The organism is Flavobacterium sp. TR2 (genome assembly GCF_025252405.1).
In the GTDB taxonomy this organism is placed as follows: domain Bacteria; phylum Bacteroidota; class Bacteroidia; order Flavobacteriales; family Flavobacteriaceae; genus Flavobacterium.
The window spans coordinates 630,701-643,080 of sequence record NZ_CP104307.1 but is presented as its reverse complement, the minus strand read 5'-3'; the positions used below and the strand labels follow the sequence as shown (position 1 = coordinate 643,080).

Sequence of the window (12,380 nt, the reverse complement as noted above, 5' to 3'; positions counted from 1 at the left end):
CCTAAATCCAAAAACTGAAAAATGTCCTATTTTGCGCTTATTGGGTAAATGCCAATTTTATGCGTTCGCAGAATATATTCTGAAAGCTGTTTACTGCTTGAAAGCTGAAATTTAATGGCTCCTGATGCTTTTTTAGGCATATGGCATTCTACACAGTTGCTCACTACTAACTTCTCAGGCATTGTTTTCAAAGTGGTCTCCTTGTGTTTTAAGCCCTGATGGCAACTCATACAGATTTTAGAGTACGAAGCCATATTTTTAGAAGCATTTTCATGAGGATTATGGCAGGTAATGCAATCCATTTTATCGCTTTTCATAAAACATTTGCTTTGCGCCATCAAACGATATTGATTGCCGTGAACATCAAAATTTGCTGTATCGGTAATACTTTTGGTCTCACGAAAGAATTCGGATAGATTATTTCCGGGTTTAAATTCAAAACGGGATTTTAGTTTCATACCATCATTTCCTGCATGGCATAAAGCGCAGGCATCCAATTTTTGCTGTCTGTTTAATGTTTTAAAGCTTGTAATGCTATTGGCAACTTTTACGTTTGGGTTTTTTAAATGAAAGTCAACGTGTTTTTTGGCAGGACCGTGGCAGCGTTCGCAGTCAATTCCGTAAACAATTGTTTCCTTTCTAATGATATCTTCAACGTCCATAGACATCATATTTCTTTCTTCTGAATTCTGATTTACGCTGCGGCTGCTGGCATTTGAGGCATGACAAGAATAGCAGTCTTTTACCACCATACGGTCAAAATATGGTTTATCTGCAGGAAAACCTGGACTTGTTGCCCAGTTGTTTATAGAATGGTAAAAAGAGATTGGCAGTTCATAAGTGTTGTTGTCTTTCCAGTAAACAGAAGTTTGCGCGTGCTTGGTTCCAAATACGATTTCAAATTTATATTTGGCAGTTTCTTTGCCGTTTTTATAAACAACTTGGTACAAACTGTCGCCACGTTTTTCCATGACCAGTTTGGTTTCTTTATCGTAAATGAAAGTATGGTTTTTAGAATCGAAATCGCCAGAGACATTTCCTAAAATTGCTGGAGCAGTTGCTTTAAAATGCGAACTTTTGAATGCCATATCTGATTGCACTTTATGGCATTGCACACAGCTTTCAGAACCCGCATAATCAGTTCCGCGCGGATCAATATATTCCTCTGATTTGTTATTGCAACTGGCAAAGAGAATTTCCAGAAGCGTTAGGGTAAGTAGAAATGCAGCTTTTTTCATTGCTGTAAATATACTTTTTTTTGAATTGAATCAAAATATATTTCAATAATGAAAAAATGCTGTTAAAATGTTTAGAATGCTTCTTAATTCATGCCAACTCCGTAAACATATTCATCCAGTTCAATTTTGAATAAAGAGCCTTCGACCAAATCTTTAATCGATTTTAATTCGGTCATATTTACGGCCAGATCTATAGAATTGCATGGTGTTTTCAATAAAAACTTATGGCAGGAATATTTCATTTCGCACGCTTCGCAACATGAGTTTTCGATCATGCTATCTTCAATTAGATCGCAAAAATGATTTAATTCCTGAACCGTAAAGTAAAAACCAGTTTCCTTAAAAACCAATTGCACTTTGTCTGAAAGTGTAGTGTTGTGATCTTTCCAGTAAAAAGCTATTCCAAAGTTATTATGATATATTTGTTCAATTTCTCTCATCGTAAATCCTTTTATTTCAACAAATATAAATATTATTTATATTAATTCTAAATAAAAAAATCATAAAAGTTTGAAAAAATAATCTTTCCCAGTTGGCTTTAGTTCATTCCAAAACCGTAGATGTATTCATTAAGATTAAGTCGAAATAAAGAGCCGTCAACTAAGTCTTTTATAGAATTTAGTTCAATCGGTGATATTTCTAAATCTATAGCAACATATGGTGTTTTCAATAAAAATTTATCGAAGGCACGTTTTGCGCCACGTGTATTATCATTGTGGTCTGTTACGCAGTCTTCAATTAAATCGTGAAATTCATTTAATTCCTGAACTGAAAAGTAAAATCCCATTTGTTTAAAAAGCAGCTGGATTTTATCTGATACAATTTCGTTGCCTTCTTTCCAATAAAATGAAATTCCAAAATCGTTTCGGTATATCTGTTCGATGTCATTCATGGCAATTTTTTTAGGCTACAAAGATACGGAGTCTTTGTACTAATACTTGATTAATAAAAACATAAAAAAAAGCTAAAAACCAATATTACTATTTGATTTTTAGCTATTTATAAAGTTTTTGTGATTTTGATCTTTTATGAAATTCTATCTCATTATAAGATTATTTCAGCCAATTTTTTAGCTTAGAAATAAATGCCGACTGTTGGTCAACAAATAAATAATGAGAGCAATTGTCTAGAAAAGCAAAGTGTTTTTCGCCAGTTATTGCCTTAAGAGAATTAATTTGTGCCGATGAAAAAATACCGTCATCTTTTCCGTAAATTCCATAAATAGGAACGCCAGCGTTTTTAATTTTCTTTAATATAGTGCGCGTATCAATATTATTTTGCTTTTCGTTTTGATAAAAAAGAAGTGGCGCATTTTTGTTTCGAATATTGGTTTTGAAAAATTCACCTGTTTCGTAATCAGCGTATAATTTTTTAGATTCTGCTGTTGGTTTTGGCATTTTAAAAAAGCCATTTTCACCTGCAAGTTCGTAACATCCTTTTCTATATTCGGCTGAATTTTTATTTAGATTCTCTACAATACTGATTTTCTTTAGTTGTTCAGAATCATTATTGTATTTTCTTTTCAATGTATTTAAAATATGATCGTACGTTTCCTGTTGGGAGAATAATGCTCCAGCTAAAACCAAAGCGCTCACATTCTGCGGATATTTATTAGTATAAAGCGTTGCTACTAAACCGCCAAAACTATGGCCTAGAATAATGGCTTTCTTTAAATGGTAGGTTGCATAAATAGAATTTAAATCTTGAAAAGCTTCTTCAAAAGTGAATTTTGCATTAGAATCTTGAGATCTTCCTTCACCTCTTCGATCATAAGCAATAACATAAAAACCTTGATCAGCTAGTTTTTGAGCTGTTGTTCCTTCAAATAATGTTGCGTTGCCACTTGGTCCGCCATGAATAAAAATTATGGTTTTATCCTTTTTGTTACCGTAGGTTTTGATGTAAAGATTTTGACCTTTAGCCAAAAAGGAAAACGCGAGAAAAAAAGAAAGGAGAAATGACTTCATCTATTCCAATTTATGATGTTCTTCCATATCTCTTTTCAGGTCTAAATTTCTAAAAGTAGGAGATATAAATCCGAAGCCTAAAACGGTCAAAAGTGTAACGCTTCCTCCAAAAACAACCGAAGTGACGGTTCCCATCAATTTAGCCGTTGCGCCGCTTTCAAAAGCGCCTAATTCGTTTGAAGATCCAACAAAAATCGAATTTACTGCGCCAACGCGCCCGCGCATATGATCGGGAGTTTTAAGCTGTAAAATGGTTTGGCGAATTACCACAGAAATTCCGTCAGCCAATCCGCTTAAAAATAAAGCAAAAACAGAGAGCCAGAAATAAGTTGAAACACCAAATAAAATAATTGATAGTCCAAAAACAAAAATGGCAACTAAGAGTTTCTTTCCTGCATTTTTATACAAAGGCACATAGGCAGAAATGAGCATGGTAATAAAAGATCCAACGGCAGGCGCTGCTCTTAATATTCCGAACCCTTCGGAACCGACTTTTAAGATATCTTGAGCAAAAACGGGCAATAATGCTACCGCGCCTCCAAAAAGCACAGCAATCATATCAAGCGATAAGGCGCCTAGAACAATTTGGTTTTTGAATACAAAAGTCAATCCTTCGGTAAGACTGTCTTTTATTGATTCTCCAATCTTCGGATTTACAATTGGTTTTTTACTGATTTGTGATAAGGCAATTAAGGCAAGAACTGAAAATCCGAAAACCAGGCACATTGACCAGTGAACTCCAATCCAGTTAATTGAAAAACCAGCCAATGCCGGACCCATAACGGCTCCAATTTGCCAAACCGAACTGCTCCAAGTAGAAGCATTTGGATATACTTTTTTAGGAATGATCAACGATTGAAGAGAGAATGTGGTTGGGCCAAGAAAGGCGCGAACTAAACCGCCAAGAAAAACCAAAAAATAAATTGAATATAGAATTGAATTGGTTGGCCAGCCACTGACAACCTTTGGCCAAGTCAATAAAAACAATCCAAAACTAATAACAGAAAATCCCAGAATACATTTTACCAATAATCCTTTCTTTTCGCTTTGATCAACAATATGTCCTGCAAATAATGCCATTCCAACTGCTGGAATTACTTCCATCAAACCGATAATTCCTAATGAAAGCGGATTTTTAGTTAAACTATAAACTTCCCATTCGATTACGATAAACTGCATTGCCCAGGCAAAAACCATGCAGAAGCGCAGTAATAAATATACATTGAATTCTCTATAACGAAGAGCTTGATACGGATCTGGTTTGCTTGATTTAATTTCTTCCATCTGTTCTAATGTCTTTCAGCATAAGCTGAGTTGAAATAGTTCCGTTCCATTCATTTTCTGCAATGGTATATGCCAGCTGAAACGGATTTTGATTTTGTGCTATATTTAATTTTTTTCCGAGTCCAAAGCCAATTGCGGCAATTCCATCGGTTCCGAGACTTCGGGGTTGTTTGACAAAAAGTCTTAAATGCTCTTCTTCTGCGCCCAGAGTTTTGGCATAACCAGTGTCTTTAATGCCTTTTGACATAAAAACAGGCGTCATATTCTGTGGGCCAAAAGGTTCAAATTGTTTTAAAATGCGAATAAGTTTTGGCGTGATGTCCGAAAAATCAATTTCAGCATCAATTTCGATTTCTGGAGTTCGCATTTCAGGCTGAATGGTTTCTTGTACGCATTTTTCAAAAGCTTCTTTAAAAGGCTGATAATTTTCGGCTTTTAAAGTCATTCCCGCCGCGTACATATGTCCTCCAAATTGCTCCAAATGTTCTGAACAGGCATCGAGAGCGTTGTAAACGTCAAAACCTTTTACAGATCGCGCAGAAGCAGCGTATTTGTCACCGCTTTTGGTAAAAACCAAAGTTGGACGGTAATACGTTTCAATCAATCTTGAAGCTACAATCCCAATTACGCCTTTGTGCCAGTCTTCCTGAAAGACAACAGTCGAAAAACGTTCTTCTTCGTTATTTTGTAAAATCTGCTGGAAAGCTTCTTTCGTGATTTTTTTATCTAAATCTTTTCGGTCGGCATTATATTGTTCGATTTCTGATGCAAATTGCTGCGCTTGTTCCAAATCAAATTCGGTTAACAGTTCGACTGCATGATTTCCGTGTTTGATTCTGCCTGCGGCATTAATTCTTGGCGAAATGATAAAGACAACATCTGTAATATCCAGAACTTTCTTTTTTACCTGGTGCACCAAAGCCTTAATTCCAGGTCTTGGCTCGCTATTGATTACCTTCAAGCCGAAGTAAGCCAAAACACGATTTTCTCCAGTAATTGGAACAATATCGGCTGCAATTGCGGTAGCAACCAAATCCAGATACGGAACCAAATCTTCTATAGTTTCATTTCGGTTTTGGCCCAAAGCCTGAATCAATTTAAAACCGACTCCGCAACCGCACAATTCATCGTAAGGGTAGGAGCAGTCTTCTCTTTTCGGATCCAAAACGGCAACAGCATCTGGAAGAAATTCGCCGGGGCGGTGGTGATCGCAGACAATGAAGTCTATATTTTTTGCTTTCGCATAAGCGATATGATCAATCGATTTAATCCCGCAGTCGAGAGCGATAATTAAAGAAATTCCGTTATCGTCTGCGTAATCAATTCCTTTATATGAAATTCCGTAACCTTCATCATAACGATCCGGAATATAAGTGGCAATATGAGGATAATGTGATTTTAAGTATGATGAAACCAAAGAAACAGCAGTTGTTCCGTCGACATCATAATCGCCAAAAACCAGAATGTTTTCTTCATTTTGAATAGCTTTTTCGATTCGGGCAACAGCTTTGTCCATATCTTTCATCAAGTACGGATCATGAAGATGTTCTAAAGACGGACGAAAGAAGTTTTTCGCCTCATCAAAAGTTTCAATGCCACGCTGAATCAAAAGTGTCGCTACAAAATCTTCTACATTTAAAGCTTGCGCTAAATGTTTGATTTTTTCTTCAGAAGGTTTTGGTTTTAAAGTCCAACGCATTTTTAATTGTAGATATTTGATTTTAGATTTCAGATTTGTGAAATCGTTTAATCCGATAGGTGATTTCTTTTAAACACATAGAATCATAGCTCATTGATACTTAATAAAAAGGCGTTTCACTTGCATAAATTCACATAGTTTTCTATGTGTTAGAAACGAGTTTCTTTCTATTTTCTTTTATTCACAAACAAAAACTATGTTTCTATGTGTTTAATTTTTTTACACATTTCCGAAGGTCGGGTATGGTCAGGATATTTTATGTTAGAAAGGGCTTTGATTTCGCTCAGCCTGACAAATGTTATTTTAATTCTAATGCGTTTCCTTCAAACTCAATTCCGTCCCAGCCTAAATTGATGAAATTTCTAATATTTTGATGGTTTGTTCCGTTTGGATCTCCCAAAACTTCTTCAAAATAAAAAGCTCCGAAACACGTCAAAGTTTCTTCTTTGCTTAAGTTTTGCAGTTTTGCGAAAGAAAATAATTTGCAAGAACCTGAATTTTCTCCGGCAGCGTTATGTTGAGTTCCATTTTGGAAAGCAGTTGGAGTAAAGTTGTAATTTTCCTCAATTACTGCAATAGTTTCAGGAAATGTGATTTGAGTTGGAGTTTGTTTTACTTTTTCTAAAAAGGCTTGTATGCTCATGTTATTTTGGATTAGTTTTTTTGCCACGAATTGCACCAATTTCCGCTAATTAAATTCGTGCTAATTCGTGAAATTCGTGGCGAATATTATTCTTCGTCTTTCGAAAATTTACTTTTCTTAGGTTCTTTTGTTATTGTTTTTCCGGCAACTACAACGACGATTTCGCCACGTGGTGCGGTTTTTTCAAAATGGGCGAGAACTTCTTTTGCGGTTCCGCGTACATTTTCTTCATGCAATTTTGACAATTCTCTCGAAACGCAAACTTGTCGGTCTTCTCCAAAATACTGGATAAATTCGCTAAGAGTTTTAACGAGTTTGTGTGGAGAAACGTATAAAATCATCGTTCGGGTTTCTTCGGCTAAAGCCAAAAATCGCGTCTGGCGCCCTTTTTTATCAGGCAAAAAACCTTCAAAAACAAATTTGTCGTTTGGAAGTCCGCTGTTTACCAATGCGGGAACAAAAGCCGTTGCGCCTGGAAGGCACTCTACTTCGATTTTATTTTCAACGCAAGCACGAGTCAATAGAAATCCCGGATCTGAAATGGCTGGAGTTCCTGCATCTGAAATTAAAGCGATGGTTTCGCCGGCTTTCAAACGTGCAATTAAGTTTTCGGTAGTTTTATGCTCGTTGTGCATATGATGGCTGTGCATATGCGTGCCAATTTCAAAATGCTTCAACAGTTTTCCGCTTGTGCGGGTATCTTCCGCCAAAATCAAATCGACTTCTTTCAAAACCCGAATGGCTCTGAAAGTCATGTCTTCAAGATTGCCAATTGGCGTTGGAACGATATATAATTTTGACATAGTTGTTTATTCGTGAAATGTAAAATGTGAGATGTGAAAATTTTCTTTACGAGAATTTCTTTTCAATAATTCCTAGAAAACGCTCTGCGTAATCGTCTTTTCCTTCCCAGTTGTTATAATCTGGTTTTACCATATCTTCGATAAAATCTTTGGCTTCGCTATAAGAATCGAAAGTCATCAATTGGTTTAAAACACGGCTGTAATCTTCCGTACTGTTTCCAAACAGATTTTTGGTAAAAGCAATTCTGTCATTCAAATCGATATGAAAACCTCTTGCCAGTTTTTCGTTTAAACTAACTGCTTTTGGCTGTACAGGAGTTTCTAGAATAGCTGTTTCTGCTTTTATCTCTTGCTTTTTTTCTTCTTTAAAATCATTTATTGATGGAGTCTGAACAGGTGGAACAGCTTCAAAACTATCTACTTTTACAAATTCTGCTTCTGCATAGTTGATTCCGAAATCTTCAAATTGAATAGTTGGCTGTGCAGGAGTTTCTTTCTTCGGCTCTTCTTTAACTTCTTCAATAATGGGTTCAGTTTCCAATTCAAAAGCTGGTACGAAATCTGGAATAGGTTTCAGTTCATTTATAGTTGTGAATGAAAGATCATCAATAGCTTTTTCTGTTTCTTCCGCTTTTTCAGCAATTGGCTCGACAATTTCTTCAATGGCTGGCTCTTCAATTTCTGCAGCGATTGGTTCAGTGATTTCTTCGATTCCAGGTTCAACTTCCACAATTGGTTCAGCAGTTTCAACAATTTCTGCTGGTTTTTCTTCTGAAATTTCAGGTTCATAAGATTCTTCAAGCGCAATAACTTTTTCTTCGGCTGGCGCTTCAAGTTCAATTACGGCAGGAATCGGATTTTCTTCTTTTTCAAAAATGGTTTCCAATTCAGCCACAATATTATTTTGCCCAATGGTTGGTTTTGCAGCGTCGAAATTCTCTTCTACAAATTTTAATACCGCTAATTTCTCGTATAATTTCTGAGTTTCAAGGTACAATTGATTGATATCGGATTTATTTTTAAGTTTTAAAATTCGATGTGCAATGCTAATTAAATCAGCTTCCAATTTTTTTTTCATAACTGTTGAAAATTATAGTGAATAAGGTATTTTATTGTATTTAATGTCTGAATGTCTCTATTCTCAAGGAAATTCAAAAGATAATTTTTTATTTCTGTTAATACGCTGTTGCGAATTTAAGGTTTGGTAAAAATTTTCTACTTTTGAAAAAATGTAAAACAGTACATTTTTACATCAATTTATTGCCAGTACAAAGTAATAAAAACTATTCATTTTTAAAGGTAGAAAAATACAAAATGTTTCTCGAAAATACAGTAAATCACAAAGAACAATTTGGTTGGATTGAAGTTATTTGTGGATCAATGTTTTCGGGTAAAACCGAAGAGCTGATCCGAAGATTAAAGCGCGCCCAATTTGCCAAACAAAGAGTCGAAATCTTTAAACCTGCTATTGATACCCGTTATCATGACGAAATGGTGGTGTCTCACGATGCCAACGAAATTCGTTCTACACCTGTTCCTGCAGCAGCTAACATATTGATTTTAGCTCAAGGATGCGATGTGATCGGCATTGATGAAGCTCAGTTTTTTGATGATGAAATTATTACGGTTTGCAATGATTTGGCAAATCAGGGAATTCGAGTAATTGTGGCAGGATTGGATATGGATTTTAAAGGAAATCCGTTTGGGCCAATGCCAGGACTTATGGCAACCGCTGAATATGTAACGAAGGTTCATGCCGTTTGCACCAGAACAGGAAATTTAGCCAATTATAGTTTTAGAAAAACGGATAATGATAAATTGGTTATGCTTGGAGAAACAGAAGAATATGAACCGCTCAGCCGTGCGGCGTATTTTAAAGCGATGAAAAAGAACCAGGAAAAATAGATTGTTTTATTAAATATTTGCCTTAACAAAAACATTAAAAAATATGAGAAAATCGACTGCTTTATTGTTGTTATTAATTGGAATTGCTGTTGCTTTTGTAGTTTATTTTCAATTTTACCTAGACAAAAAAGAAGATCAGGTAAATACTGAAGTAGTAGAATTAATCGCAAAATATAATAAGAGTTGTCCTTTAAATATTCAAGAAGGCATTCGTTTAGACAGTGTAAGTCTGCATGAAGAAAGGATGGTTCAGTATAATTTGACTTTATTGAATGTTGCAAAAGAAACTGCTGAGGTAAATGTAATTCAGGAAGAAATTAAGAAAAGTCTTTTAAGCACAGCAAAAGCAAATCCAGGACTTCAAGTTTTTAGAGATAACGATTATACGTTGAATTATAGTTATAGCGATAAAAAGAAAGTTTTCTTGTTCGATGTAAAAATACAGCCAGATCAGTATAAATAAAGGTTTGCTGAAAACAATTGTCAGAGGTGGCTTCGACTTCGCTCAGCCTGACAAAATATAAACTCTCGTAGAATTAAAATAATCATAAACAAAACCCGACAGTGCCGAATTTTCAGTACTGGCGGGTTTGTCTTTTTTGGAAACGATTGTTAGGCTGAGTCGGCTTCGACTTCGCTCAGCTGACAAAATATAAATATCTAGTACGATTAAATAATCATAAACAAAACCCGACAGTGCCGAATTTTCAGTACTGGCGGGTTTGTCTTTTTTGGAAACGACTGTCACGTTGAGTCGGTTTCGACTTCGCTCAGCCTGACAAAATATAAAGATCTGGTACGATTAAATAATCCTAAACAAAACCCGACAATACCGAATTTTCAGTACTGGCGGGGTTGTCTTTTTGGAAACGATTGTCAGGCTGAGTCGGCTTCGACTTCGCTCAGCCTGACAAAATATAAATATCTAGTACGATTAAATAATCCTAAACAAAACCCGACAGTGCCGAATTTTCAGTACTGGCGGGGTTGTCTTTTTGGAAACGATTGTCGCGTTGAGTCGGTTTCGACTTCGCTCAGCCTGACAAAATATAAAGATCTAGTACGATTAAATAATCATAAACAAAACCCGACAGTACCGAATTCTCGGTATAAAACCTGTCGGGTTTTCTTTTGAAAACGATTGTCAGGCTGAGCGGAGTCGAAGCCCATTCACAAAACAAAACCCGATAGTTTTTAGCACTATCGGGTCTATTGTTTTAAATGAACTTATATTTCTTATAGGTTTTTAAAAACCTTAGATTTTCTTTCTCATTCTTGCGACTGGAATATCCAATTGTTCGCGGTATTTGGCAATTGTTCTTCTGGCAATCGGGTAGCCTTTTTCTTTTAAGATTTCTGCCAGCTGATCGTCTGGAAGGGGTTTTCTCTTATCTTCTTCTTCAATTGTGTTTTGAAGGATTTTTTTGATTTCAAGAGTAGAAACATCTTCTCCTTGATCATTTTTCATAGCTTCAGAGAAAAATTCTTTGATCAGTTTTGTGCCGTATGGAGTTTCAACATATTTGCTGTTTGCAACACGCGAAATCGTCGAAATATCTAAACCAACCATGTCTGCAATGTCTTTCAAGATCATTGGTTTTAGTTTGGTTTCATCTCCGTCTAAGAAATATTCTTCCTGATAATGCATAATCGCATTCATAGTCACAAAAAGAGTTTCCTGACGCTGTCTGATCGCATCGATAAACCATTTGGCAGAATCCAGTTTTTGTTTGATAAACTGAACCGCATCTTTCTGCGCAGTCGATTTATCGCGAGATTCCTTGTACGTCTGCATCATTTCCTGATAATCTTTAGAAACGTGCAGAGAAGGGGCATTTCTTCCGTTTAAAGTCAGTTCCAGTTCGCCGTCTACAATTCTGATCGCAAAATCGGGAACAATATTCTCGGTGACTTTATTATTTCCAGCAAAAGAACCGCCCGGTTTTGGATTTAGCCTTTCGATTTCGTGAATTGCTTTTTTCAGCTGTTCATTTGATATGCTATATTTCTGTAAAAGTTTATCGTAATGTTTCTTTGTAAATGCATCAAACTGATTTTCGATAATATCGATTGCTAAATCAACATATTCAGTTGGTGTTTTGTGTTTTAGCTGCAATAATAAGCATTCCTGCAAATCACGTGCGCCAACTCCCGAGGGTTCAAGTTCATGGATTACCGTCAGCATTTTTTCAACCATTGCTTCATCAGTGTAAATTCCCTGAGTAAAAGCCATATCGTCTACAATGTCTGGAATGCTTCTGCGGATGTAACCCATATCATCGATGCTTCCTACTAAGAACTCAGCAATTTCACGTTCTTCATCATTCAGAATAAAAGTATTCAGCTGATTGATTAAATCCTGATGAAAACTGATTGGAGCTGCAAAAGGCGTTTCGCGTTCTTCGTCGTCGCTGTAATTGTTTACCTGAGTTTTGTAATCAGGCGTATCGTCATCGCTTAGATATTCGTCAATGTTAATGTCGTCTGCTTCGATTCTGTCAGATTCTGCATCATCATAATCGTCGTAGTCGTCATTAGCATATTCATCAGCTTCGTATTCGTCTTCTTTCCCAGCTTCAAGAGCCGGATTTTCGTTCATTTCTTCCAATAAACGTTGTTCAAAAGCTTGCGTAGGCAATTGAATTAACTTCATCAGCTGAATTTGCTGTGGAGATAATTTTTGGGATAATTTTAAATTTAAAAATTGCTTTAGCATTTGTTTTTGTTAAAAGTTACAAGTTTCAAGTTTCAGGTTGCAGAACTTGCCGCAACTTGAAACTTGAAACCTGAAACAAATATTATTATTTTAGTTCAAGCTCCAATAACTTGAAACTTGAAACC

General features: G+C 35.9%; 12 protein-coding genes. 2 read left to right on the top strand and 10 right to left on the bottom strand.

What is annotated here, in order from left to right:
• Positions 1-26: 26 nt before the first annotated feature.
• From N4T20_RS03210 to N4T20_RS03170, 9 genes are all read right to left on the bottom strand, one after another.
• Positions 27-1,238 carry a cytochrome c3 family protein gene (locus tag N4T20_RS03210; RefSeq protein WP_260671677.1) on the bottom strand — a complete coding sequence of 404 codons (1,212 nt, stop codon included), beginning with the start codon at positions 1,236-1,238 and terminating at the stop codon, positions 27-29.
• 83 nt (positions 1,239-1,321) lie between these two features.
• Entirely contained in the window at positions 1,322-1,678 is a 357-nt protein-coding gene (locus N4T20_RS03205; RefSeq protein ID WP_260671676.1) for a hypothetical protein, read from the bottom strand.
• Between the two features lie 98 nt (positions 1,679-1,776).
• Positions 1,777-2,130, bottom strand: coding sequence for a hypothetical protein (locus N4T20_RS03200; protein WP_260671675.1), 354 nt, complete (start codon positions 2,128-2,130; stop codon positions 1,777-1,779).
• Positions 2,131-2,290: 160 nt separating this feature from the next.
• Entirely contained in the window at positions 2,291-3,205 is a 915-nt protein-coding gene (locus N4T20_RS03195) for an alpha/beta fold hydrolase (RefSeq protein WP_260671674.1), read from the bottom strand.
• Positions 3,206-4,489, bottom strand: a complete 1,284-nt coding sequence (locus tag N4T20_RS03190) for an MFS transporter (protein ID WP_260671673.1) — start codon at positions 4,487-4,489, stop codon at positions 3,206-3,208.
• On the bottom strand, positions 4,476-6,188 hold the full coding sequence (gene recJ / locus N4T20_RS03185) for a single-stranded-DNA-specific exonuclease RecJ (protein ID WP_260671672.1): 1,713 nt from the start codon (positions 6,186-6,188) through the stop codon (positions 4,476-4,478). The genes N4T20_RS03190 and recJ overlap by 14 nt, the downstream gene beginning before the upstream one ends.
• Positions 6,189-6,486: 298 nt before the next feature.
• Complete coding sequence (locus N4T20_RS03180; RefSeq protein WP_260671671.1) at positions 6,487-6,831, bottom strand: HopJ type III effector protein; 345 nt, start codon at positions 6,829-6,831, stop codon at positions 6,487-6,489.
• 86 nt (positions 6,832-6,917) lie between these two features.
• Positions 6,918-7,634, bottom strand: a complete 717-nt coding sequence (rsmI, locus tag N4T20_RS03175; protein ID WP_129023746.1) for a 16S rRNA (cytidine(1402)-2'-O)-methyltransferase — start codon at positions 7,632-7,634, stop codon at positions 6,918-6,920.
• A gap of 46 nt (positions 7,635-7,680) precedes the next feature.
• Positions 7,681-8,712, bottom strand: coding sequence for a hypothetical protein (locus tag N4T20_RS03170; protein ID WP_260671670.1), 1,032 nt, complete (start codon positions 8,710-8,712; stop codon positions 7,681-7,683).
• Between the two features lie 236 nt (positions 8,713-8,948).
• On the opposite strand from N4T20_RS03170, the gene N4T20_RS03165 reads away from it, so the two are divergent.
• Both N4T20_RS03165 and N4T20_RS03160 read left to right on the top strand, forming a co-directional pair.
• Positions 8,949-9,539, top strand: a complete 591-nt coding sequence (locus N4T20_RS03165; RefSeq protein ID WP_260673092.1) for a thymidine kinase — start codon at positions 8,949-8,951, stop codon at positions 9,537-9,539.
• A gap of 43 nt (positions 9,540-9,582) precedes the next feature.
• Positions 9,583-10,002: a hypothetical protein gene (locus N4T20_RS03160; RefSeq protein ID WP_260671669.1), complete on the top strand. Its 420-nt coding sequence runs from the start codon at positions 9,583-9,585 to the stop codon at positions 10,000-10,002.
• Positions 10,003-10,794: 792 nt separating this feature from the next.
• Here N4T20_RS03160 and rpoN read toward each other — a convergent pair.
• On the bottom strand, positions 10,795-12,255 hold the full coding sequence (gene rpoN, locus N4T20_RS03155; protein WP_260671668.1) for an RNA polymerase factor sigma-54: 1,461 nt from the start codon (positions 12,253-12,255) through the stop codon (positions 10,795-10,797).
• Positions 12,256-12,380: the final 125 nt, after the last annotated feature.

Bases quoted from the DNA above. Each gene is read 5' to 3' on its own strand.
- N4T20_RS03205 (WP_260671676.1), bottom strand. From the start codon at position 1,678: ATGAGAGAAATTGAACAAATATATCATAATAACTTTGGAATAGCTTTT.
- N4T20_RS03200 (WP_260671675.1), bottom strand. From the start codon at position 2,130: ATGAATGACATCGAACAGATATACCGAAACGATTTTGGAATTTCATTT.
- N4T20_RS03195 (WP_260671674.1), bottom strand. From the start codon at position 3,205: ATGAAGTCATTTCTCCTTTCTTTTTTTCTCGCGTTTTCCTTTTTGGCT.
- rsmI (WP_129023746.1), bottom strand. From the start codon at position 7,634: ATGTCAAAATTATATATCGTTCCAACGCCAATTGGCAATCTTGAAGAC.
- N4T20_RS03190 (WP_260671673.1), bottom strand. From the start codon at position 4,489: ATGGAAGAAATTAAATCAAGCAAACCAGATCCGTATCAAGCTCTTCGT.
- N4T20_RS03210 (WP_260671677.1), bottom strand. From the start codon at position 1,238: ATGAAAAAAGCTGCATTTCTACTTACCCTAACGCTTCTGGAAATTCTC.
- rpoN (WP_260671668.1), bottom strand. From the start codon at position 12,255: ATGCTAAAGCAATTTTTAAATTTAAAATTATCCCAAAAATTATCTCCA.
- N4T20_RS03165 (WP_260673092.1), top strand. From the start codon at position 8,949: ATGTTTCTCGAAAATACAGTAAATCACAAAGAACAATTTGGTTGGATT.
- recJ (WP_260671672.1), bottom strand. From the start codon at position 6,188: ATGCGTTGGACTTTAAAACCAAAACCTTCTGAAGAAAAAATCAAACAT.
- N4T20_RS03160 (WP_260671669.1), top strand. From the start codon at position 9,583: ATGAGAAAATCGACTGCTTTATTGTTGTTATTAATTGGAATTGCTGTT.
- N4T20_RS03180 (WP_260671671.1), bottom strand. From the start codon at position 6,831: ATGAGCATACAAGCCTTTTTAGAAAAAGTAAAACAAACTCCAACTCAA.
- N4T20_RS03170 (WP_260671670.1), bottom strand. From the start codon at position 8,712: ATGAAAAAAAAATTGGAAGCTGATTTAATTAGCATTGCACATCGAATT.